Origin of the sequence: Pseudolysinimonas sp. (assembly GCF_049651805.1) — a bacterium.
GTDB lineage: Bacteria > Actinomycetota > Actinomycetes > Actinomycetales > Microbacteriaceae > Pseudolysinimonas_A.
Genome location: NZ_JBASCU010000034.1, coordinates 1 through 21937 on the forward strand (window position 1 = coordinate 1; position 21937 = coordinate 21937).

The 21937-nt window shown below is 69.3% G+C and carries 20 protein-coding genes; 10 read left to right on the forward strand and 10 right to left on the reverse strand.

Going from position 1 to position 21937, the window contains the following annotated elements:
* The 5 genes from WBL06_RS08880 to pdhA all read right to left on the reverse strand — a co-directional run.
* On the reverse strand, positions 1-372 hold a 372-nt coding region (locus tag WBL06_RS08880; RefSeq protein WP_424455659.1), incomplete at its 3' end, for a biotin carboxylase N-terminal domain-containing protein.
* A gap of 5 nt (positions 373-377) precedes the next feature.
* Positions 378-1985: a carboxyl transferase domain-containing protein gene (locus WBL06_RS08885; RefSeq protein WP_424455632.1), complete on the reverse strand. Its 1608-nt coding sequence runs from the start codon at positions 1983-1985 to the stop codon at positions 378-380.
* Positions 1982-3256, reverse strand: a complete 1275-nt coding sequence (locus WBL06_RS08890; protein ID WP_424455633.1) for a dihydrolipoamide acetyltransferase family protein — start codon at positions 3254-3256, stop codon at positions 1982-1984. Before WBL06_RS08890 ends, WBL06_RS08885 begins: the two co-directional genes overlap by 4 nt.
* Complete coding sequence (locus WBL06_RS08895) at positions 3253-4269, reverse strand: alpha-ketoacid dehydrogenase subunit beta (RefSeq protein WP_424455634.1); 1017 nt, start codon at positions 4267-4269, stop codon at positions 3253-3255. Before WBL06_RS08895 ends, WBL06_RS08890 begins: the two co-directional genes overlap by 4 nt.
* Positions 4266-5384, reverse strand: a complete 1119-nt coding sequence (gene pdhA, locus WBL06_RS08900) for a pyruvate dehydrogenase (acetyl-transferring) E1 component subunit alpha (protein ID WP_424455635.1) — start codon at positions 5382-5384, stop codon at positions 4266-4268. Before pdhA ends, WBL06_RS08895 begins: the two co-directional genes overlap by 4 nt.
* Positions 5385-5498: 114 nt before the next feature.
* On the opposite strand from pdhA, the gene WBL06_RS08905 reads away from it, so the two are divergent.
* A complete protein-coding gene (locus tag WBL06_RS08905; protein WP_424455636.1) occupies positions 5499-5990 on the forward strand; it encodes an Lrp/AsnC family transcriptional regulator in 492 nt (163 codons plus the stop codon).
* Positions 5991-6050: 60 nt separating this feature from the next.
* Complete coding sequence (locus WBL06_RS08910; protein WP_424455660.1) at positions 6051-7160, forward strand: heme/hemin ABC transporter substrate-binding protein; 1110 nt, start codon at positions 6051-6053, stop codon at positions 7158-7160.
* Between the two features lie 111 nt (positions 7161-7271).
* Here WBL06_RS08910 and WBL06_RS08915 read toward each other — a convergent pair whose 3' ends face one another.
* The 4 genes from WBL06_RS08915 to WBL06_RS08930 are packed head-to-tail and all read right to left on the reverse strand — an operon-like array spanning position 7272 to position 12616.
* On the reverse strand, positions 7272-8699 hold the full coding sequence (locus WBL06_RS08915) for a rhamnulokinase (protein ID WP_424455637.1): 1428 nt from the start codon (positions 8697-8699) through the stop codon (positions 7272-7274).
* Between the two features lie 44 nt (positions 8700-8743).
* Complete coding sequence (locus WBL06_RS08920; RefSeq protein WP_424455638.1) at positions 8744-10780, reverse strand: bifunctional aldolase/short-chain dehydrogenase; 2037 nt, start codon at positions 10778-10780, stop codon at positions 8744-8746.
* A gap of 47 nt (positions 10781-10827) precedes the next feature.
* Positions 10828-11574 carry a DeoR/GlpR family DNA-binding transcription regulator gene (locus WBL06_RS08925; RefSeq protein ID WP_424455639.1) on the reverse strand — a complete coding sequence of 249 codons (747 nt, stop codon included), beginning with the start codon at positions 11572-11574 and terminating at the stop codon, positions 10828-10830.
* Positions 11575-11599: 25 nt separating this feature from the next.
* Positions 11600-12616, reverse strand: coding sequence for a LacI family DNA-binding transcriptional regulator (locus WBL06_RS08930; RefSeq protein WP_424455640.1), 1017 nt, complete (start codon positions 12614-12616; stop codon positions 11600-11602).
* Positions 12617-12810: 194 nt separating this feature from the next.
* Between WBL06_RS08930 and WBL06_RS08935 the strand changes: the two genes are divergently transcribed.
* The 7 genes from WBL06_RS08935 to WBL06_RS08965 all read left to right on the forward strand — a co-directional run bounded on the left by WBL06_RS08935 (position 12811) and on the right by WBL06_RS08965 (position 19656).
* Positions 12811-14328: a sugar ABC transporter ATP-binding protein gene (locus WBL06_RS08935; protein WP_424455641.1), complete on the forward strand. Its 1518-nt coding sequence runs from the start codon at positions 12811-12813 to the stop codon at positions 14326-14328.
* Positions 14325-15314: an ABC transporter permease gene (locus WBL06_RS08940; protein ID WP_424455642.1), complete on the forward strand. Its 990-nt coding sequence runs from the start codon at positions 14325-14327 to the stop codon at positions 15312-15314. The genes WBL06_RS08935 and WBL06_RS08940 overlap by 4 nt, the downstream gene beginning before the upstream one ends.
* Entirely contained in the window at positions 15307-16356 is a 1050-nt protein-coding gene (locus WBL06_RS08945) for an ABC transporter permease (protein WP_424455643.1), read from the forward strand. Before WBL06_RS08940 ends, WBL06_RS08945 begins: the two co-directional genes overlap by 8 nt.
* A gap of 54 nt (positions 16357-16410) precedes the next feature.
* Positions 16411-17454: a rhamnose ABC transporter substrate-binding protein gene (locus WBL06_RS08950; protein WP_424455644.1), complete on the forward strand. Its 1044-nt coding sequence runs from the start codon at positions 16411-16413 to the stop codon at positions 17452-17454.
* 87 nt (positions 17455-17541) lie between these two features.
* Positions 17542-18984, forward strand: a complete 1443-nt coding sequence (locus WBL06_RS08955) for an arabinose isomerase (protein ID WP_424455645.1) — start codon at positions 17542-17544, stop codon at positions 18982-18984.
* Between the two features lies 1 nt (position 18985).
* Positions 18986-19315 carry a putative quinol monooxygenase gene (locus WBL06_RS08960; protein WP_424455646.1) on the forward strand — a complete coding sequence of 110 codons (330 nt, stop codon included), beginning with the start codon at positions 18986-18988 and terminating at the stop codon, positions 19313-19315.
* A complete protein-coding gene (locus tag WBL06_RS08965) occupies positions 19312-19656 on the forward strand; it encodes an L-rhamnose mutarotase (RefSeq protein ID WP_424455647.1) in 345 nt (114 codons plus the stop codon). Before WBL06_RS08960 ends, WBL06_RS08965 begins: the two co-directional genes overlap by 4 nt.
* A gap of 3 nt (positions 19657-19659) precedes the next feature.
* On the opposite strand, the gene rhaI is transcribed toward WBL06_RS08965, so the two are convergent.
* On the reverse strand, positions 19660-20826 hold the full coding sequence (gene rhaI / locus WBL06_RS08970; protein ID WP_424455648.1) for an L-rhamnose isomerase: 1167 nt from the start codon (positions 20824-20826) through the stop codon (positions 19660-19662).
* A 42-nt stretch (positions 20827-20868) separates the two neighbouring features.
* Here rhaI and WBL06_RS08975 point away from each other — a divergent pair, with 42 nt between their 5' ends.
* Entirely contained in the window at positions 20869-21915 is a 1047-nt protein-coding gene (locus tag WBL06_RS08975; RefSeq protein ID WP_424455649.1) for a LacI family DNA-binding transcriptional regulator, read from the forward strand.
* The last annotated feature ends 22 nt before the right edge of the window (positions 21916-21937 follow it).

Genomic DNA, 21937 nt, shown 5'->3' on the forward strand with positions numbered 1-21937 from the left:
GAGGGACTTCGCGGCGATCTTGTCGCCCATCGCTTCGATCGCCGCGGGGCTCGGCCCGACGAACACGATGCCGGCCGCGGCGCAGGCGCGCGCGAACTCGGCGTTCTCGGCGAGGAACCCGTACCCCGGGTGGATCGCGTCGGCACCGACCTGGGCGGCCGCATCCAGCACCGCCTCGATCGAGAGGTAACTCTGCACAGCGGCCGCCGGGCCGATGCGCACGGCGACATCGGCGAGCGCGACGTGCTTCGCGCTCGCATCGGCGTCGCTATAGACGGCGGCCGAGCGGATGCCGAGGCGCCGCAACGTCTCGATGACGCGGCAGGCGATCTCGCCGCGATTGGCGACCAGCACGGTCTGGAACAGAGCCACGGCGGTCACATCCGGAAGATGCCGGCGCGACGCGGCGGCAGCGGGGTGCGCGAGCACACGTCGAGGGCGAGCCCGAGCACGCGGCGCGTGTCGGCGGGGTCGAGGATGCCGTCATCCCACAGTCGCGCGGTGGCGTAGTACGGGTTGCCGGCACTCTCGTAGTGGTCGCGGATCGGCTTCTTGAACGCAGCCTCATCCTCGGCCGGCCACTCCTCGCCGCGGGATTCGAGCTGGTCGCGCTTGACGGTCGCGAGCACCGAGGCGGCCTGGTCGGCGCCCATCACCGAGATGCGGCTGCCCGGCCACGACCAGAGGAACCGCGGCGCGTACGCCCGCCCGCACATCGCGTAGTTGGCGGCGCCGAACGACCCGCCGATGATGACCGTGAGCTTCGGCACGCGGGCGATCGAGACGGCGGTGACCATCTTCGCGCCGTCCTTCGCGATGCCGCCGGCTTCGGCATCCGTGCCCACCATGAACCCGGCGGTGTTCTGCAGGAACAACAGCGGGATGCCGCGCTGGTCGCACAGCTCGATGAAGTGCGCGCCCTTCTGCGCCGACGCGCTGAACATCACGCCGTTGTTGCCGACGATGCCCACGGCGTGCCCATGAATGCGGGCGAAACCGGTGACGAGGGTGTCGCCGTACTCCTTCTTGAACTCCTGGAACGCGCTGCCGTCGACGAGCCGCGCGATGACCTCGCGCGCGTCGTACGGCGCGTGCGGGTCGACCGGCACGACGCCGTACAGCTCGTCGGGGTCCGCCTCGGGCTCGAGGGTCTCGAGCACCTCCCACACCGGCGCGGGCGTCGGCGGCAGGGTCGCGACGATGCCGCGCACGATCTCGAGCGCGTGCTCGTCGTTCTCGGCGAGGTGGTCGGTGACGCCCGAGCGCTTCGCGTGCAGCTCGCCGCCGCCGAGTTCCTCCGCGCTCACGATCTCGCCGATCGCGGCCTTCACGAGCGGCGGCCCGCCGAGGAAGATGGTGCCCTGGCCTCGCACGATCACGGTCTCGTCGCTCATCGCCGGCACGTAGGCTCCGCCCGCCGTGCACGAGCCGAGCACGGCCGCGATCTGCGGGATGCCCTCGGCCGAGAGCCGCGCCTGGTTGAAGAAGATGCGCCCGAAGTGGTCGCGGTCGGGGAACACCTCGTCTTGCATCGGCAGGAACGCGCCGCCGGAGTCGACGAGGTAGATGCACGGCAGGCGGTTCTCGAGGGCGATCTCCTGCGCGCGCAGATGCTTCTTCACCGTCATCGGCAGGTAGGTGCCGCCCTTCACGGTGGCGTCGTTGCACACGACGATCACCTGGCGGCCTGACACGATGCCGATGCCGGCGATGACGCCGGCGCCGGGGGTCGGCCCGTCGTAGAGCTCGTGCGCGGCGAGCGGGGCGATCTCGAGGAACGGGCTGCCCTCATCCAGCAGTCGCTCGACGCGGTCGCGGGGCAGCAGTTTGCCGCGGGCCACGTGCTTGGCGCGCACCGCCTCGGTTCCGCCCTCGGCAGCCGTCGCGAGGGCGCTGCGCAGTTCGGCCGCGAGGGCGCGTTGTGCGGTGTCGTTCTCGACGGATGCGGGGGACGACGGGTCGTGCGAACTGTTCAGGACGCTCACCGGGCACCCCCCGACAGCAACGCAAGACCCGGTTCGGCGAGCAGTGCGCCGACCTCGGCGAGGAACCGCGACCCCTGCTCGCCGTCGACGAGACGATGGTCGAACGACAGGCTGAGGGTGAGCACCTCGCGCAGCGCGATCTCGCCGCGATACTCCCAGGGGCGCCGCACCGCCGCTCCGACGGCGAGGATGCCGGCCTCGCCCGGGTTCAGGATGGGTGTTCCCGCGTCGATGCCGAAGACGCCGATGTTGGTGATCGTGAAGGTGCCGCCGCGCAGCCGCTCGACGGGGGTGCGGCCGCTGCGTGCGACGGTCGTGAGCTCGGTGAGGGCGTCGGCGAGCCCGAGCAGGCTGAGGGCGCCGGCATCCGGGATGTTCGGCACGATCAGCCCGCGCTCGGTCGCCGCCGCGATGCCGAGGTTCACGACACCGTGCTGCACGATCTCTTGTGCGGCGTCATCCCACGAGCTGTTGAGCGATGGATGCCGCCCGAGCGCGTCGCAGACGGCATGCGCCACGAGGGTGAGCAGCGTCACCCGGGTGCCTTCGGCGAGGGGATGCTCGCGCAGCCGGGCGAGCAGATCCATCGTGGGGGTGACGTCGACCGTGAGGAACTCAGTCACGTGCGGGGCGGTGAACGCGCTCGCGACCATCGCCGCCGCGGTGTGCTTGCGCACGCCCGTGATCGGGATGCGGGTGTCGCCTTCCCGGCGGGCGACCGGTCGTTCGGGGGCTGAGCGGGGCGATTCCGCCGCGGCTTCGACGTCGGCACGGGTGACCAGGCCGTGCTCACCCGTGCCGGTGACCGATTCGAGATCGACGCCCAGTCGCCGCGCGAGAACCCGCACCGGCGGGGTCGACGGCTTCCGCTCCGGGCGTCGGTCGACGTCGCCGCGGGCGGGCGCAGCGGTGGTCGCACCCCGGGACCGCGATCGGCGCTGCGGCCGCCCGGAACGCTCGGCGGTCGCCCCGTACCCGACGAGGTTCGGCGGCGCGGGCTCGTCGGCATCCGCTTTCTCCGTCGCTGAGCCCTCCAGCTCGAAGGTCACCAGCGGATCGCCGACGTTGACCGTCTCGCCCTCCCGGGCGTGCAGGGTCGTCACCACCCCGGCGTACGGAGAGGGCACCTCGACGAGCGCTTTCGCCGTCTCGACCTCGGCGATGATCTGGTTGAGCTCGACGCTGTCGCCCTCGGCGACCCGCCAGGCGACGATGTCGGACTCGGTGAGGCCCTCACCGAGGTCGGGCAGGCGGAACTCGCGGGTGGTCATCGCTGTTCCACCGCGCTCTGCTCGACCGGAGCGCGGCCGAGAACCCGGTCGATGCCGAACAGGATGCGGTCGAGGTCGGGCACGTGGTGCTTCTCGAGCTTCGCGGGCGGGTACGGGATGTCGTGGCCGGTCACCCGCACGGGAGCCGACTCGAGGTAGTTGAAGCAGCGTTCGGTCACGGCGGCGGCGATCTCGGCCCCGAGCCCCCCGCTGCGCGCGGCCTCGTGGGCGATCACGAGGCGGCCGGTGCGGCGCACCGAGGCCTCGACCGGCTCGAGGTCGAGCGGCGCGAGCGATCGCAGGTCGATGACCTCGACCGACACGCCCTCGTCGGCGGCGACGATCGCGGCGTCGAGCGCGGTCGGCACGAGGGAGCCGAAGGTCACGACGGTGACGTCGTCACCGACGGTGAGCACGCGCGACCGACCGAGCGGGGGTGCCGTGGCGAGTTCGGTGTTCTCGTCGACCTCGCCCTTGACGTGATAGCGGCGCTTCGGCTCGAAGAAGATCACCGGGTCATCGCTGGCGATCGCCTGACGCAGCATCGTGTGCGCATCCTGCGGGGTGGCGACCGACACGACGCGCAGGCCGGGAGTGTGCGCGAAGTAGGCCTCGGGAGAGTCGGAGTGATGCTCGGCCGCACCGATGCCGCCGCCGACCGGGATGCGGATCGTGATCGGCAGTTTCATCGCGCCGTTGGTGCGGGAGTGCATGCGCGCGAGTTGCGCGACGATCTGGTCGAACGCCGGATACACGAACCCGTCGAACTGGATCTCGCAGACCGGGCGATACCCGCGGATCGCCAACCCGATCGCCGTGCCGACGATGGCGGACTCCGCGAGCGGGGTGTCGATGACGCGGTCGGAGCCGAACTCCGCCTGGAGCCCGTCGGTGATGCGATACACGCCGCCGAGCTGCCCGATGTCCTCACCCATGACGAGCACCTTCGGGTCGTCGGCGAGGGCGCGGTGCAGACCGCGATTGAGCGCCCTTCCCATAGTGAGAGTGGTCATCGGCTCGCCTCAGTCGTCAATCCGACGCCGTCAAAGCCCGCGAGATACTCCGCGTACTCGGCGCGCTGGCGCTCCAGCTCGGGATGCGGCTCGGCGTACACCTCGTCGAACATCGTGAGCGGATCGGGGTCGGGGAGCGCGAGGCATCCGGCCCGCAGCTCGGCAGCGACCGCTTTCGCGGTGGCCTGGATGCGTTCCTCCTCGTCGTCGCTGAGCGCGCCCGTGGAGCGCAGGTGCTCGGCGAGCCGGGAGATCGGGTCGCGGGTGCGCCAGGACTCGAGCTCGGCCGCGTCGCGGTACCGGGTCGGGTCATCCGCGGTGGTGTGCGGCCCCATCCGGTAGGTGACCGCCTCGATGAACGTCGGACCTTCGCCGGCGCGAGCGCGGGCCAGCGCGACCCGGGTAGCCGCGTGCACCGCGAGCACGTCGTTGCCGTCGACGCGGATCGACGGGATGCCGAACCCGGGCGGGCGGTCGGCGAGCGTTCCGCCCGACTGGAGCGTCACCGGCTCGGAGATCGCCCACTGGTTGTTCTGGCAGAAGAACACGACGGGCACCGTGAAGGATGCGGCGAACACCATCGCCTCGGAGACATCCCCCTCACTCGTAGCGCCGTCGCCGAAGTAGACGACCGCCGCGGAGTCGGTGCCGTCGAAGCGGATGCCCATCGCGTAGCCGGTCGCGTGCAGAGTCTGGGCGCCGATGATCACCTGCGGAGTCGCCATCCCGACGGCGTACGGATCCCAGCCGGAGGCCGTGACCCCACGCCACACCCGCACGAGGTCGACCACCTCGACACCTCGCGTGTACGCGACGGCGTGCTCGCGGTAACTGGAGAAGACGAAGTCATCCGATCTGAGCGCCCGGCCGGAACCGATCTGCGCCGCCTCCTGACCGAGCAACGGCGGCCACAGCGCCAGCTCGCCCTGCCGTTGCAGGGCGGTCGCCTCGGTATCCAACCGCCGCACCACGACCATGTCTTCGTAGAGCGCGAGCAGGGCGGCGCCGTCGACGTCCGCGACCACCGGGTCGTACTCCGCAGAAGCGACGCGCGCGCCCGAAGGGTCGAGCAGTTGCAGGAACTCCTGGGATTGCGACGTCTCTGTCACGGGCACCTCCGACCGATGCCCCCACGGTAGGCAGGCATCCGCAGATAGCTCAAGCGCTCGTAGTTGCGCTGAGCTTTTCGCACGGTCTGATGGGCAGGCCGGGATGCTATTCTGCGCACGATGCACCACTACGACGCCGTCGACCTCGACCTGTTGCGTGGACTCGCCGCCGATCCGCGGGCCTCCTACGTGGCGCTCGCCGAACGGCTCGGGCTCTCCCGCAACACGGTGCAGGCGCGCATGACGCGACTCGAAGCCGAAGGGGCGCTCCTCACGTTCGATCGCCGCATCGACACCCACGGTCTCGGCTACCCGCTCACCGCGTTCATCACCGTCGTCGTGCGGCAGCGCGAACTGCCGCGGATCGCCGAGCAGATCGCCGCGATCCCCGAAGTGGTCCAGGCGCACGGCCTGAGCGGCCACGCCGACCTGCTCGCGATCGTGGTGTGCCGAGACACCGACGACCTGTTCCGCGTCGACGCCCTGCTGCTCGCGATCGAGGGCGTCGTGCGCACCGAGACGGCCTTGTCGATGGGCGAGCTGATCCCCTATCGATTGCAGCCGCTGGTGGAGAAGGTCAAGTCCGGGAAGGTCCGACGGAGTGCGAGCTGACCCCGCGGGACCTTCGGCCCGATGTGAGGCCAGCCTTACCTACTAAGCTCGACCACCGTGATGTCCCGACGCGCCCCCGCCCTTCGGGGCGCTGTGCTCGTCGCATCCTTCACGTTGGCGCTCGCCGGATGCGCTGCTCCGTCGGGGGCCGCCACCACCCCGTCGCCGACGGTGTCCGACGGGCGACCGCTCGCCGAGCTCGACCTCCTCACGGACCCCCGCGCCTATGTCGGACCGAGCACGGCGCTGCTCGCCACCGAAGCGATCGCGCCGATCGGCGACGACCCGGTGCAGGACCTTCCGGCGACCGTCACATCCCGTGACCCCGGCGGCGACCGGCAGGTCACCGTCGGCGACACTTCCCGCGTCATCGGGCTCGACCTCGCCGGGTCGATCGCGGCGAGCATCTGGGGCCTCGGGCTCGGCGAGACGTTGGTCGGGCGCGACACCTCGACGACCTTCGACGCCGCCGCCGACCTTCCCGTCGTGACCTCGGGCGGGCACACGATCGACGCCGAGAGCGTGCTCGCCTTACGGCCGACGCTCATCATCACCGACGGCAGCATCGGGCCGCGCGACGTGCTCACCCAGTTGCGCGAGTCCGGGGTCACCGTCGTGTTCGTCGACAACGAGCCTTCGTTCGCCGGAGCGTCGCAGCTGGTGCGGGACGTCGCCGCCGCCCTCGGTGTGTCGGCGGCCGGCGAACTGCTCGCCGACCGCATCCGAGCGGATGTCGAGGCCGAGATCGCTGAGATCGCCGCGATCGCCCCTCCCGACCCGGCCGACCGGGTTCGCATGATGTTCCTCTATCTGCGCGGCGGCTCCGGCATCTACTACCTGTTCGGCGAGGAGTCCGGATCCACCGACCTGATCCGAGGCCTCGCCGGCGTCGACGTCGCGGGCGAGATCGGCTGGACCGGCATGCAGCCGATGACCGACGAGGCGATCATCGCGGCCAACCCCGACCTGATCCTGGTGATGACGGATGGGATCGAGTCGGCGGGAGGCATCGACGAGCTGCTGCGGGCAAAGCCCGCGATCGCGCTGACGGTCGCCGGGCAGAACCGCCGCTTCATCGACATGGCCGACGGCGACATCCTCAGCTTCGGCCCCCGCTCCGCCGCCATCCTCGATGCCCTTGCGCGAGCGATCTACGCCCCGGCCCCCTGACCTCCTCGTTGGTCGAGTAGCCCGCGTAGCGGGCGTGTCGAGACCACACCCACGAAAAGCCCGCGCCCGGTCTCGACACGCGACCTGCGGTCGCTACTCGACCACCGAGGGTCAGCGCGCCGGGTCGTAGCGACGCGGGGGGAAGGCGCGGAGCACGAGGGCGCGCAACGACTCGAGGTCGCCCGCGACGAAACCCTGAGCGCGGGCCTGCACGAGCACGTTGCCGATCGCGGTCGCCTCGACGGGCCCGGCCAGCACGGGAAGGCCGGTGGCGTTCGCGGTGAGCTGGCAGAGCAGTTCGTTCTGCGATCCGCCGCCGACGAGGTGCACGACCTCGACGGGGTGCCCGCTCAGCTCGGCGGCATCCCGGATCGACCGGGCGTACGTGGCGGCGAGCGACTCCAGGATGCTGCGCACCAGTTCCGGCCGGGATGCCGGCGCTGGCAGATCGTGCGCCGCGAGCCAGGCCGCGACCCGGGCAGGCATGTCGCCCGGCGCGAGGAACGCCTCGTCGTCGGCGTCGAAGAGCGGCACGGGCGCCGCCACCGCGGCCGCCTGGTCGAGCAGCGTCGGCAGGGAGATCGTCGTGCCGTCGCGTTCCCAGTCGCGGATGCACTCGGTGAGCAGCCAGAGTCCCATGACGTTGTGCAGGTAGCGCACCCGGCCGTCGACGCCGCCCTCGTTGGTGAAGCCCGCCGCGCGGCTCGCCTCGGTGAGCACGGGGTGCTCGAGTTCCACGCCGACGAGCGACCAGGTGCCGCACGAGATGTACGCGTAGTTCGTTCCGGTCGCCGGGATGGCGACGACCGCCGACGCGGTGTCGTGGGTGCCGACCGCGGTCACGACAGCGCGGGTCTCGCCGATGCCGCGCTGGGCGCTCGGGGCGAGGCCGCCGAGGGCGGTGCCGGCGTCGACGAGTGACGGCAGCAGCGAGCCGGGGATCGCGAGGCGCGTCGCCAGATCGGCATCCCACTCCCGGGTCGTGACCCCGAGAAGCCCGGTGGTCGAGGCGTTGGTGCGCTCGGCGACCGCGGTTCCGGTCAGCCAGTAGGCGAACAGGTCGGGGATCAGCAGGAACGCGTCGGCGACGTCGAGAGTTCCCGCGAGGCGGTCGGCGGTCAGCTGGAACAGCGTGTTGAACGGCAGGTGCTGCAGTCCGTTGCGGCGATACAGCTCCTCGGCGGGAGCCACCGCGTGCACCGCCTGCACCCCGGCAGCGTTGCGTTCGTCGCGGTAGGAGTACGGGGCCCCGATGAGCCGGCCGCCACGCAGCAGCCCGTAGTCGACCGCCCAGGAGTCGATGCCGATGCTCGCGAGCTGCGGTTCCTGTCGCACCGCGGCGGCGAGTCCCTCGACGAGGTCGCGGTACAGCTCGAGCACGCTCCAGTGCAGCCCGTCCAGGGTGCGCACCGGCGAGTTCTTGAAGCGCGCGACATCCGTCAGCCGCAGCTCGTCGTGGCCCACGTAGCCGAGCAGCACCCGCCCGCTGGTCGCGCCGAGGTCGACGGCGGCGACCGCCCCGCCACTCCGCGCGCTCATGACCACATGCCCATCGTGCCCTGCCCTGCCCGATTCAGTGCGGCTCAGCGCAGGAACGCGGCGGCGACGCCCGCGTCGACGGGGATGTGCAGGCCAGTCGTGTGCGACAGGTCGGGCCCGGTGAGCACCGACACCGCATTGGCGACGTTCTCGGGCAGCACCTCGCGCTTGAGGATGGTGCGCTGCGCGTAGAACTCGCCGAGCTTGTCTTCGGCGATGCCGTAGGTTTTGGCCCGGTTCGCGCCCCAGCCGGCGGCGAAGATCCCGGAGCCGCGCACGACGCCGTCCGGGTTGATGCCGTTCACCTTGATGCCGTGCTCGCCGAGTTCGACCGCGAGCAGCCGCACCTGGTGGGCCTGGTCGGCCTTCGTCGCCGAGTAGGCGATGTTGTTCGGCCCGGCGAAGACGGAGTTCTTCGAGGCGATGTAGATGACGTCGCCGCCCATCTTCTGCTCGATGAGCACGGGCGCTGTCGCCTTCGCGACGAGGAACGAGCCCTTCGCCATGATGTCGTGCTGGAAGTCCCAGTCCTTCTCGGTGGTCTCCAGCAGCGGCTTGCTGAGCGAGACGCCGGCGTTGTTCACCACGATGTCCAGGCCACCGAAGGCGAGCACGGCATCCTGCACCATCGTGTCGATAGCCGCGGCGTCGGTGACGTTCACCTGCAGGCCGATCGCGACATCGGGGCCACCGATCTCGGCCGCGGCCTCCTGGGCCGTGGCGAGGTCGAGGTCGGCGACGACGACACACGCGCCGTCCGCGGCGAGGCGGGTCGCGATGGCCTTGCCGATTCCGGATGCCGCGCCGGTGACGAGCGCAATGCGCGTCGCGTGGCTCTTCGGCTTGGGCATCCGCTGAAGCTTGGCTTCTTCGAGGGCCCAATACTCGATCGCGAACTTCTCCGCATCCGAGATCGGGGTGTAGGTCGAGATCGACTCGGCGCCGCGCATGACGTTGATCGCGTTGAGGTAGAACTCGCCGGCGACCCGAGCGGTCTGCTTGTTGGCCCCGTAGGAGAACATGCCGACGCCCGGCACGAGCACGATCAGCGGGTCGGCGCCGCGCATCGCCGGGCTCCCCGAGCCAGCGTACTTCTCGTAGTACGCGGTGTAGTCCGCTCGGTAGGCCTCGTGCAGCTTCTCGAGGCGCTGCTTGATCTTCTCGATCGGCGCGTCGGCGGGCAGGTCGACGAGCATCGGCTTGACCTTGGTGCGCAGGAAGTGGTCGGGGCACGACGTGCCCAGGGCGGCGAGCTTCGGCGCGTTCGCGCTGCTCAGAAATTCGAGCACCGCCGGCGCGTCGGTGAAGTGGCCCACCATCGGCTTGTCGTGACTGGCGATGCCGCGGATCGTCGCTGCGAGGGCCGCCGCCTTCGCGCGCCGCTCGGCCGGCGGAAGGGCCTTGTTCTTCGCGACCTCGCGACCGAACGGCGCCTTCTTGCCCTTCGCGGCGAGGTAATCCTCGGCGGTCGTGATGATCCACAGCGAGTTCTTCTGCGCCTCGGCGCTCGTGCGACCCCACGCGGTGATGCCGTGTCCGCCGAGGATGCAGCCGATCGCATGCGGGTTCTGCTTCTTGATGGCGGCGATGTCGAGGCCGAGCTGGAAGCCGGGCCGACGCCACGGCACCCAGACGACCTTGTCGCCGAAGGCCTTCTTCGTGAGCTTCTCGCCGTCTTTCGCGGTCGCGAAGGCGATGCCGGAATCCGGATGCAGGTGGTCGACGTGAGCCGCGTCGACGAAGGCGTGCATGAAGGTGTCGATGCTCGGGGCTGCGCCGCCGAGGCCGTGCCGGCAATAGTCGAGCGCGGCGACCATCTCGTCTTCCCGCTCGACGCCCGGGTAGGTCGCCTTGAGCGCTTCGATGCGGGCGAGGTTCAGCACCCCGAGGCCGGCTTCCGTGAGCGTGCCGAGGTCGCCGCCGGAGCCCTTGACCCAGAGCAGCTCGACGTCCTCTCCCGTCACCGGGTCGGCGGCGAGGCCCTTCGCCGAGGTGTTGCCGCCGCCGTAGTTGGTGACGCGCGGGTCGGAGCCGAGCTTGTTGCTGCGGGCGACGAGGTCGCGTGCGGGCGTGCTGGTCATGAGAGAGCCACCTTGTTACATTCTGTTAGATCGAACAGGACGTGACTCTAGCGCAGTTCGGTGAGATCCCGATAGGGGTCGAGGCGCTCGTCGCGCGGGTCGAGGTCGGTGACAAGGATGTCGATGCGCCCCCAGTCGAGCCCGTGAGCGACCGCCGTGCGCCCGAGCTTCGACGCGTCGAGCAGCAGGATCGTCTCCTCGGCGAGGTCGGCGAAGACCGCCTTCAGCTGCGCCTCCTCGAGCGACACCTCGCTCGTTCCGTTCTCCGATACGGCGGATGCCGAGGTGAAAAATCGCGCGTAGCCGAGGGATGCCGCTGCTCGACACGCGACGGCGCCCACGAAACTCCCGGAGCGCTCGTCGAGTTCGCCGCCGATGAGTACTGACCGCACGCCGGGTCGCCTCCGTGCGGTCGCGGCGTTGTCGATCGAGTTCGTCGCGACCACGAGGTCGCGCGCCGAGATCTCGCCGAGCAGCACCCCGCTCGTCGTGGAGGCGTCGAACGCGACGGCGCCGGTCGCCGGTACGAGGTCGAGGGCCTTGCGGGCTATCAGCGACTTCGAGGTGGATCGCGTCGACATCCGCTCCCCGAACGGGCGCGGCAGCACGGGCGCGACCGCGCCTCCCCGCACGCGGCGCGCGAGCCCTTCGGCTTCCAGGTCATCGAGGTCGCGCCGCACCGTCATCGCCGAGACGCCCAGCTCCTCGGCGACCGGGTCGAGCCGCACCGCGCCGTCGCGGGTGAGGATCTCGAGCAACCGTGCCCGTCGTTCCTCGCCGAGAAGGGTCGCCATGGCCGCCAGCGTAGCCCGCGGGTCGTCAGCGTCGAGCGCGGGTCGACTGACGCACCACGAGCTCCGGCTGAAAGACCGTCTGGCGGGGCGTCAGCCCGGGGTCGTCCGACTCCTCGATCAACACGCGAAGGGCGGTCTGGCCGATCGTGCGACTCGGCTGCCGCATCGACGAGAGCGGGATGGCCGCCGCTCCGGCGAAGGCGATGTCGTCGAACCCGATCAAGGCGATCTCATCCGGCACGAGCAGCTTGTCGCCGATGACCAGCGATTGAAGGAGCCCGAGCGCGACGAGATCATTCGCGGCGAACAACGCATCCGGCCACTGCCAACGCGGCCGTTCGAGAATCCGGATGCCGGCGGCGACACCCTCCTCCACGCTGAGCGCTCGGGTCACGACCACCTCGAGGCTTACGGCGTGGTGACTGTCTTCGACCGCGACCCGAGCTCCCGCCAGCCGGTCGCTCACCTGCCGCATATCGAGGGGACCGCCCACGTAGGCTATCCGACGTCGTCCGGTGTCGAGGAGGTGCTGCGCCGCGATGCGGCCACCGGTGAGGCTATCGACCGAGACCGAACTGAAGCGACCGTCGACGCTGAGGCGGTCCACGAGCACCACGGGGATGTTGCGGGAGCGGAGCCGCTCGAGCCGAGGGTTGATGTCTCCATACGGGGAGATCAACACACCCCGCACGTTCTGTTCTTCGAAGAGATCGAGGTAGAGCCCTTCACGGTCGGGGTCTTCGTCAGTGTTTCCGAGCAGAATGGCGAGCCCCCGCCCCGCAGCCTCGTCTTCTGCCCCGCGCACGACTTGGTTGAAGAAGGGGTTCTGGCCGTCGAGAACGACAAAGCCGATCGTCGCGCTCGTTCCCGCACGGAGCCGCCGGGCAGCGTCGTTGCGGACGTACCCGAGCTCGCTGATGGCCTGTTGCACACGCGCGACCGAGTCCGACGAGACGCCGCCCGGCCGGTTCAGCACGTTCGAGACCGTCCCGACCGAAACGCCCGCGAGGCGCGCGACATCGCGGATGCTGACGGGTGCCACCGTGCCTCCTTTGGCGCGAAACGGTCGGGTTCAGCGTGAGCGGACGTTGAACCGATTCATGTGACCGTACGCGATCACCGGCCACTTGCGCTAGGCCGTGATCCGCTTGACTCGGCGGCCGGGGGCGTGTTAGCTTCGGCGACGACCTGAATCGATTCATTCAATTGCTCACTCAACGAGGAGATGAGGCTGCCGTGACCGTCGTTCGCGATCCCCGTGCCGTTCTCAGTCTCATCGGCGCGAGCAAGACCTTCGGCCCGGTGATCGCCCTCGCCAACGGCACCGTGCAGTTGCGCTCCGGGGAGATTCACGCTCTCGTCGGAGAGAACGGCGCCGGAAAGTCCACGCTCGTCAAGATCCTGGCCGGCGTTCACCAGCCGGACGGCGGGGAGTTCTTCGTCGGCGACGAGCCGGTGTCGTTCCGCACGGTCGCCGAGAGCAAGGCCGCGGGCATCTCCGTGATCTATCAGGAGCCGACCCTCTTCCCCGATCTCTCGGTCGCGGAGAACATCTTCGTCGGGCGGCAGCCACGCGGGCGGGTCGGGCTCATCAGCCGGAGTCAGATGCGGCAACTGGCCCGGGACCTGTTCGCTCGGCTCGGGGTCGCCATCGATCCCGATCGGTCTGCCGAGGGCCTGTCGATCGCCGACCAGCAGATCATCGAAATCGCCAAAGCGATCTCCCTCGACGCGAAGGTGCTCGTGATGGACGAACCGACGGCTGCGCTTTCGGGCACCGAGGTGGAGCGCTTGTTCGCGGTGGCCCGGGGCCTACGGGATCGAGGCGCCGCCATCCTCTTCATCTCCCACCGCTTCGACGAGGTGTTCGCATTGAGCGACCGCATCACGGTCATGCGCGACGGCCGGTATATCGCGACACACGTCACGAGCCAGACGAGCGTCGACGAGATCGTGCGGGAAATGGTGGGCCGAGACATCGACTCGCTTTACCCCAAAGTCGAGGCTCAGCTCGGCGACGTGGTGCTCGACGTGCAGGGACTCGCCCGGCGGGGGGTCTTCGCCGGGATCGACTTCCAGGTGCGCGCGGGTGAGATCGTCGCCCTCGCGGGACTTGTCGGCGCGGGGCGCACCGAAGTGGCGCGCGCCGTCTTCGGAATCGACCCCTATGACTCGGGCACCGTGACGTTGGGCGGTGTGCCACTCAAGCGTCACGACCCGCGCGCCGCGATTGCAGCGGGCATCGGCTTCGTTCCCGAAGACCGGCGGAAGCAGGGCCTCGTGATGGACCTCTCGGTCGCCCGGAACGCCGCCCTCACCCTGCGTGGGGCGCTCGCTCGATTCGGCCTCATCAACGGCGGGCGCGAACGCGCCGAAGCCGCACTCTGGACCACCCGGCTCCAGGTCAAGGCGGGCTCGCCCGACATCGCGGTCTCGACGCTGTCCGGGGGCAATCAGCAGAAGGTCGTACTCGCGAAGTGGCTGGCCACCGAACCGCGGCTGCTCATCGTCGACGAGCCCACCCGCGGCATCGATGTCGGCACGAAGGCCGAAGTCCATCGCCTCCTCTCCGACCTCGCCGGGCGCGGCATCGCGATCCTGATGATCTCCTCGGAGCTGCCGGAGGTGCTCGGCATGGCCGACCGCGTCCTCGTCATGCGTGAGGGCCGGATCACAGCCGAACTCGCTCGCGCGGAGGCAACTCCCGAGCGGGTCATGCACGCGGCCACCGCGACCTCGGAGGCCGTGCGATGAGCGTGCTCCGCCCCCTCCTCCGCCTGCGGGAGCTCCCGGTCGTCACGGCGCTCATCGTGCTCGTCGTGGGCACCTCGCTCGTCAATCCGAGGTTCTTCACCCCGCAGAGCATCAAAGACCTGCTGCTCAACGCGACGATCGTCATGATCCTCGCCGTCGGTCAGGCGATCGTCATCATCACGCGCAACGTCGACCTCTCGGTCGGCTCGATCCTCGGCATCTCGGGGTTCCTCACCGGAACGCTGTTCGCGACCGTGCCGGGCATCCCGATCCCCGTCGTCTTCGTCGCCGGCGTGGCGATCGGCGCTCTTCTGGGTTCGGTCAACGGCCTGCTCGTGACATCGGTGCGCGTGCCGGCGCTCGTGATCACGCTCGGCACCCTGTACATCTACCGTGGCGTCAACAACGCGTGGGCCGGGGGCAAGGAGTACTTCTCCGGGGATCGACCGCGGGAATTCGGCAACCTGTCCGTCGACACCGTGTTCGGGTTCCCGATCATCACCCTCATCGCGATCGCCGTGCTCATCGTGCTGGCCGTCGTGCTCGGTGCGACGCGCTCCGGCCGTGACATGTACGCGATCGGGTCCGACCCCGACGCGGCGCGCCTCTTCGGCATCCCGGTGGGTCGCCGGGTGTTCACCGCCTTCGTGATCAACGGCGCGCTCGCCGGACTCGGCGGGGTGCTGTATGCATCTCGGTTCAGCTCGGTCGGGGCCACGACCGGCACCGGGCTGGAGCTGGATGTCGTCGCCGCCGCAGTGGTCGGAGGTGTCGCGATCTTCGGCGGCTCGGGATCGGTCACCGGTGCGGCGATCGGGGCGCTCCTCCTCACGACGATCACGAGTTCGCTCACCGCGGTCCGGGTCGACAAGTTCTGGCAGCAGGCCGTCGTCGGCGCCCTGATCCTCGCGGCGATCATCATCGACCGCGTCGCGAGCTTGCGAACGGCGCGACGCTTGCGTGTGCAGGAGGAGACCCGTGTCTGACACGTCCGTCGTCGTCGAGTCGGAGCTCAGGCCCGCTCGGTCGCCGCTGATGCGCGTACTGCTCAGCCGCGACGCGATCTTCATCGGCGTCTTGCTGGTGTTCCTCGTCGTGGCGAGCCTCGTTCTTCCACGATTCGCCTCGCCGGTGACGGTCGGGTACCTCTTGCTCGGTGCCGTTCCGGTGTTGTTGCTCGCCCTCCCGATGACCCTGATCATCGTCACGGGTGAGATCGACCTTTCGGTCGCGAGCCTGGTCGGGATGACCGCGGGTCTCATCGGAACGATGACACTCGGCGGAGCGCCGTTCCCGGTCGCGGTGCTCGTCGGTCTGGCGGCCGCCGTACTCGGAGGCGTGCTCAACGGGGTGTTGATCGCGTTCCTCGGGCTGCCGTCCCTCGCCGTGACGATCGGCACGCTCGCCCTGTACCGGGGACTCGCGCTCGTCTTCATCGGCGACAATTCGGTCTCGAGCAGCAACTTCCCCGCCGAGGCGACCGGCTTCATCAACGCCAAACTCGGGGCGACGGGCATCCCGCTCGTGATCATCCCGGTGGTGTTCGTCGTCATCGCCTTCGCCGTCGTGCTGCATTTCACCCCCTTCGGCCGCGGCATCTTCGCCCTGGGCTACAGCAAGGAGGCGGCGCGATTCGTCGGAATCCGGATCGCGGCGACCAAGTTCGGGCTCTACGTCACCAGCGGCCTCGTCGCCGGGCTGGTCGGGGTCTACTGGGTGCTCTACTACAGCGCGCGCAGTGACAGCGCGACCGGGCTCGAGCTGACCGTGATCGCCGCCGTACTGCTCGGCGGGATCTCGATCTTCGGCGGCAAGGGCACGATCCCCGGAGCGATCGCCGGGGTGCTGCTCATCGCGTCGGTCAACTACGCCTTGCGACTGCAGCGCGTGCCCGATGTCGTGCTCATCATCATCACCGGCTCGCTGCTCATCCTCTCGGTCGTCGCGCCGAGCGTCTTCGCAGCCATCCGACAGCGCCTGCACGTGCGGCGCATGCAACGCAGTCTTCCTGGGACCGGTCCGGTCTGAGGTCGAGGGCGCGCCCCGCACCGGCGCCCCGTTCACATAGGAAAGGAAAAGACAATGGAGTTGATCCGCAATCACGGGCGCCGCGCGCGTCGTGCCGCGGCCTTCGCCGCCGCTGCTGCGATAGCGATCGCTGTGACCGGTTGCGCCGCGGGAGGAACCGGGGGTGGTGACGAGGAGGTCTCGATCACCTTCATCCCCAAGAACCTCAACAACCCGTACATCACGCTCGAACTCTCGGGTGCCAAGGAAGCGGCAGAAGAGCTCGGGTTCTCGTACAACGAGGCTGCTCCGCTCGATGCCGGCGCCGACACCCAGATCCCGTTCATCCAGACAGAAGTGCAGAACGGCACCCAGATCCTCGCCGTTTCGCCCAACGACCCGGATGCCGTCTGCCCGGCCCTCGAGGACGCTCGTGCGGGTGGCGCGAAGATCATCACCTTCGACTCCGATTCGGCCGTCGAATGCCGTGACCTGTTCATCAACCAGGTCTCCGTCGAAGCGGTCGCTGCCGGCCAGCTCGAGCAGTTGTTCGAGCAGATCGGCGGAACGGGTGAGATCGCCATCCTCTCGGCCACCGCCGCGGCGCCGAACCAGAACTCCTGGATCGCCGCAATGGAGGAGCTCATCGCCGAGAACGACGACTACGAGTGGGACCTCGTCGCGACCGTCTACGGTGACGACGACGACACGAAGTCGTTCCAGGAGGCCCAGGGCCTGTTGCAGTCGTACCCGAACCTGAAGGGCATCATCTCGCCCACGACGGTCGGCATCGCGGCAACCGCGCGCTACCTCTCCACGTCGGAGTACAAAGGCCAGGTCGCCCTCGTGGGCCTCGGGCTTCCGGGCCAGATGAAGGAGTACCTCGAGGACGGCACCGTCCAGGCGTTCGCGCTCTGGGACCCGTCGGAAGTCGGCTACCTCACGGCGTACGCCGGTAAGGCACTGCTCGACGGCACCATCACTGGTGCCGAGGGCGACACGTTCGATGCCGGAAAGCTCGGCTCGTACACGGTCGGCCCCGATGGTCTTGTGCTGGTAGGTGAGCTGCTGAAGTTCACCCCTGAGAACATCGACGAGTACGACTACATCTCGTTCTAACCGATAGCGGTCCGGCGGTGCGTCACTCGACGCGCCGCCGGACCTCACTCGTTCGCGTTCCACGGGGACGCCCATCTGGAGGACCACATGTCGACCACCCGCACCGCGACCCAGAAGCTCCTTCCCCCGAAGGAACGCCGAAAGCCGCGGATCGGGCTGGTCGCCGGCGGCCTGGGCACCTACTGGCCCCAGTTCCCCGGTCTGCTGCCGCAACTGCAGGAGTCCGCACGATACGTCTCCGAGCGCTTTTCGGCGATGGATGCGGAGGTCACCGACGTCGGGTTCGTCTCGGATGCGCAGGAGGGCGCCCGCGTCGGCGAACAGTTGCGTCAGGCGGACTGCGACCTCATCGTGCTCTTTCTGACGACCTACCTCACCAGTTCGATGGTCCTTCCGATCGCTCAACGGTCGGGTGCGCCGGTGCTCGTGATCGACCTGCAGCCGACCGAGAAGATGGACCACGCCAACTTCGACACCGGCGCCTGGCTCGCCTACTGCGGCCAGTGCCCCGTGCCCGAGGTCGGCAACGTCTTCCGCCGTGCCGGCATCGAGTTCCGGTCTGTGTCGGGATGGCTGCGGCAGGAGTCGGCTTGGCGCCGGATCGAGGAGTGGATCAGTGCCGCGCACGTGCGAGCCGCTCTGCGCCACGCCCGGCACGGGCTGATGGGCCACGTCTACCCCGGGATGCTCGACGTCTCCACCGACCTCACGCTGCTGCCCACGACCTTCGGCTCGCACGTCGAGGTGCTCGAGTTCGACGATCTGCGGGTGCGCGTCGAGGAGGTGACCGACCGCGAGACGGCGGACCGGATGGAGTTGGCGCGCCAGATCTTCACCCTTGACGACACGGTCGTCGAGGAGGACTTCGCCTGGGGGGCCCGGGTCTCGGTCGGCCTCGACCGCCTGGTCGAGGACTTCGAGCTCGACTCGCTCGCCTACTATCACCGCGGGCTCGCGGGAGAACAACACGAACGGCTCGGCGCCGGGATGATCTTGGGCGCCTCGTTCCTGACGGCGCGCGGGATCCCCGCGACCGGCGAGTACGAATTGCGCACGACCGTCGCCCAGCTCGCGACCCAGGTCGTCGGCGCAGGTGGGTCGTTCTGCGAGATCCAGGCGCTCAACTTCGAGGACAACGTCGTCGAGATGGGCCACGATGGCCCGGCCCACCTCGCGGTCTCGTCGCGAGATCCGCTCTTGCGGGGGTTGGGGGTCTACCACGGCAAGCGTGGATGGGGTGTCTCGGTCGAGTTCGATGTGCGGCCCGGGCCGGTCACGCTGCTGGGTCTCGGCCAGGATCGTGACGGTCGCCTGTCGTTCGTCGCGTCGGAGGGCACCGTCGTTCCCGGCCCCCTGCTCGCGATCGGCAACACCACGAGCCGGGTCGATTTCGGTCGGGATCCCGGCGAGTGGGTCGACGAGTGGTCGGCGACCGGAATCGGTCATCACTGGAGCCTCTCCCTCGGTCACCGATCCGGCACCTATCGCGCCGCAGCCTCACTGCTCGGCCTCGACTTCCGGACGGTGTGACGTGGCCGTCTCGGTTGTTGCGGTGCTGACTGCGAAACCCGGTCGGGGGCGCGACGTGATCGAGTCGTTCCGCGAGGTCTCGCCTCTCGTCCACCGCGAGTCCGGCTGCGAGCTCTACGCCGCGCACCTCGAACAAGACGGTGACGTGGTCGTGATGGTCGAACGCTGGACGACGCGAGAGGATCTGGACGCTCACGCCGCCGGCGCCCCGCTCGCCCGGCTGAACGACCTCAACGCCGACCTGCTCGAGCGCCCCTACGACGTGTGGTTCCTCGACGCGGTGCCTCTCGGCGATCCACAGAAGGGCGTCGTGCCGGAGGTCGCTCGATGAACCGCTATTGCTTCCAGCTGCAGGTTCACCGGGATCACCTCGACGAGTACCGGGCGCGCCACGCGGCGGTCTGGCCCGAGATGCTCGATGCGCTGGCCGCGACGGGCTGGCGCAATTACTCGCTGTTTCTTCGCGACGACGGCCTGCTGATCGGCTACTTCGAGTCGGAGTCGACGCTCGACGACGTGCTGCGCGGAATGGCCGAGACCGAGGTCAATGCGCGGTGGCAGGCCGACATGGCACCGTTCTTCGTGGCCCTCGATGGCTCGCCCGATGAGGGGTTCACGGTGCTCGAGCAGGTCTTCAACCTCGAGGATCAGCTGCGGCAAGCCGGCCGGTAAGGCTCAGGCCCCCCAGCCCGCCTGCGCCCCGCCGACGCGGCCCTCGATGATCGAGGCGGCATACCCCGACTCGGCGTAGGCCGCCATCGGGTCGGCGGGCAAACCGCGTTCTTCCCGCCACGACGCGAGCATCGGGCGCACGTCGGTGTAGAAGGCGTCCATCAGGATGCCGTGAGCAGCGAGAACGTCGCCGGCGAGTTGGGCAGCCGACAGCGCCGCCCGGTCGACGAGCAGCGCCCGCGCGGTCATCTCCTGCACGTTGAGCACGCTGCGGATCTGGCCGGGGATCTTGTCTTCGATGTTGTGGCACTGGTCGAGCATGAAGGCGGTGTCGCCGTCGGAGCCGTACCCGCCCCCGCGGATCACCTCGACGATGATGCGGAACAGCTGGAACGGGTCGGCCGCGCCGACGATGAGGTCGTCGTCGGCGTAGAAGCGCGAGTTGAAGTCGAACGAGCCGAGCTTCCCGAGCCGCAGCAGCTGCATGACGATGAACTCGATGTTGGTGCTCGGGGCGTGGTGGCCGGTGTCGAGACAGACGGTCGCGCGGTCCCCGAGCGCGGCCACCTGGGCGTAGCTGGTGCCCCAGTCGGGAACATCCATGTGATAGAACGCGGGCTCGAAGATCTTGTACTCGAGCACGAGCCGCTGGCCCTCGCCGATGCGTTCGTAGATCTTCTGCAGCGAATCGGTCAGGCGGTCCTGACGGCCCCGCATGTCGTCCTGGCCGGGGTAGTTGGTGCCGTCGGCGAGCCAGATCTTGAGGTCGCGCGAGCCGGTCTCGCCCATGATGTCGATGCACTCGAAGTGGTGGTCGATCGCCGTCTGGCGGGTCTTCGCGTCGGAGTGGGTGAGGCTGCCGAGCTTGTAGATGTCGTCTTGGAACGTGTTCGAGTTGATCGTGCCGAGGGCGACGCCGTGGTCTTCGGCGTGCTTCTTCAGGTCGGCGTACGACGCGACCTTGTCCCACGGGATGTGTAGCGCGACGCTCGGCGACAGTGCCGTGTACTTGTGCACCTGGGCGGCATCCGCAATCTTCTCGAACGGGTCGCGCGGCACCCCCGGCTGGGCGAAGACCTTGAACCGGGTACCGGAATTGCCGAACGCCCACGAGGGCAGTTCGATCGCCTGCTCGGCGAGGCGGTCGGAGACGTCGGCGAAGTTCGTCATTGAAGTTCCTTAATGAATCGTTTCAGAGGTCAGGATAGCAGCGTGACCACCACCCGCGCGAGCAGCATCCGCGACGTCGCCGCTCTCGCAGGTGTTTCGGTCGGCACCGTCTCCAATGTGCTCAACGGCTCGCCGCGCGTCTCGCCGGAGGCCACGGCCAAAGTGAGGGCAGCGATCGCCGAACTCGGCTACGTGCGCAACGACGCCGCGCGCCAGCTGCGAGCGGGTCGCAGCACGACCGTCGGGCTCGTCGTGCTCGACGTGCGCAACCCCTTCTTCACCGACGTCGCCCGCGGCGCCGAAGACGAGGCGGCGAAGTTCGGGCTCTCGGTCATCCTCGGCAACTCCTCGGAAGACGCGCAGCGCGAGTCGGGCTACCTCGACCTCTTCGAGGAGCAGCGCGTGCACGGCGTGCTCATCTCTCCCTACGGCGACATCGAAGACCGGCTGCGGCAACTGCGCGACCGCGGCACGCCGGTCGTGCTCGTCGACCGCGAGAGCCGGGATGCCCGGGTCAGCTCCGTCTCGGTCGACGACATCGCGGGGGGCCGGCTCGCGGTCGAACACCTGCTGGCCACGGGCCGGCGGAGGCTGGTCTTCGCGGGCGGGCCGCTCGAGATCCGCCAGGTCTCCGACCGACTCGCGGGGGCCCGGGCCGCGATCGCCGCGGTGCCGGACGCCACCCTCGAGGTGTGCGAGACCGACGCACTCACCGTGATCGAGGGCCGGGTGCTGGGCGAGCGCCTCGTCGCCCGCGCCGAGCGGCCCGACGCGATCTTCGCCGCCAACGACCTCGTCGCGGTCGGTCTCCTGCAGGCCCTCGTGATGTCGGGCGCCGCGCGCGTGCCCGACGACATCTCCCTCATCGGGTTCGACGACATCGACTTCGCGAGCGCCGCGGTCGTGCCGCTGTCATCGATCCGGCAGCCGCGTCACGAGATCGGGGCGACGGCTCTGCGCATCCTGCGGGAAGAGGCAGCCGAGCCCGAGTTGCCGCCGCGTCGAATCGTCTTCCAGCCCGAGCTCGTGGTGCGGGCCTCGACCGGCGCGCTGACCGAAACACGCCGGTCGGAGGTGCGGGTTGAGTAGCGCCGCCCCCGGCGACGCGTAT

Coding starts and splice junctions, on each gene's coding strand:
- WBL06_RS08925 (WP_424455639.1), bottom strand. CDS start 11,574: ATGGCGACCCTTCTCGGCGAGGAACGACGGGCACGGTTGCTCGAGATC.
- WBL06_RS08895 (WP_424455634.1), bottom strand. CDS start 4,269: ATGACCACTCTCACTATGGGAAGGGCGCTCAATCGCGGTCTGCACCGC.
- WBL06_RS08890 (WP_424455633.1), bottom strand. CDS start 3,256: ATGACCACCCGCGAGTTCCGCCTGCCCGACCTCGGTGAGGGCCTCACC.
- WBL06_RS08905 (WP_424455636.1), top strand. CDS start 5,499: ATGCACCACTACGACGCCGTCGACCTCGACCTGTTGCGTGGACTCGCC.
- WBL06_RS08915 (WP_424455637.1), bottom strand. CDS start 8,699: ATGAGCGCGCGGAGTGGCGGGGCGGTCGCCGCCGTCGACCTCGGCGCG.
- rhaI (WP_424455648.1), bottom strand. CDS start 20,826: ATGACGAACTTCGCCGACGTCTCCGACCGCCTCGCCGAGCAGGCGATC.
- WBL06_RS08950 (WP_424455644.1), top strand. CDS start 16,411: ATGGAGTTGATCCGCAATCACGGGCGCCGCGCGCGTCGTGCCGCGGCC.
- WBL06_RS08965 (WP_424455647.1), top strand. CDS start 19,312: ATGAACCGCTATTGCTTCCAGCTGCAGGTTCACCGGGATCACCTCGAC.
- WBL06_RS08940 (WP_424455642.1), top strand. CDS start 14,325: ATGAGCGTGCTCCGCCCCCTCCTCCGCCTGCGGGAGCTCCCGGTCGTC.
- WBL06_RS08920 (WP_424455638.1), bottom strand. CDS start 10,780: ATGACCAGCACGCCCGCACGCGACCTCGTCGCCCGCAGCAACAAGCTC.
- WBL06_RS08955 (WP_424455645.1), top strand. CDS start 17,542: ATGTCGACCACCCGCACCGCGACCCAGAAGCTCCTTCCCCCGAAGGAA.
- WBL06_RS08910 (WP_424455660.1), top strand. CDS start 6,051: ATGTCCCGACGCGCCCCCGCCCTTCGGGGCGCTGTGCTCGTCGCATCC.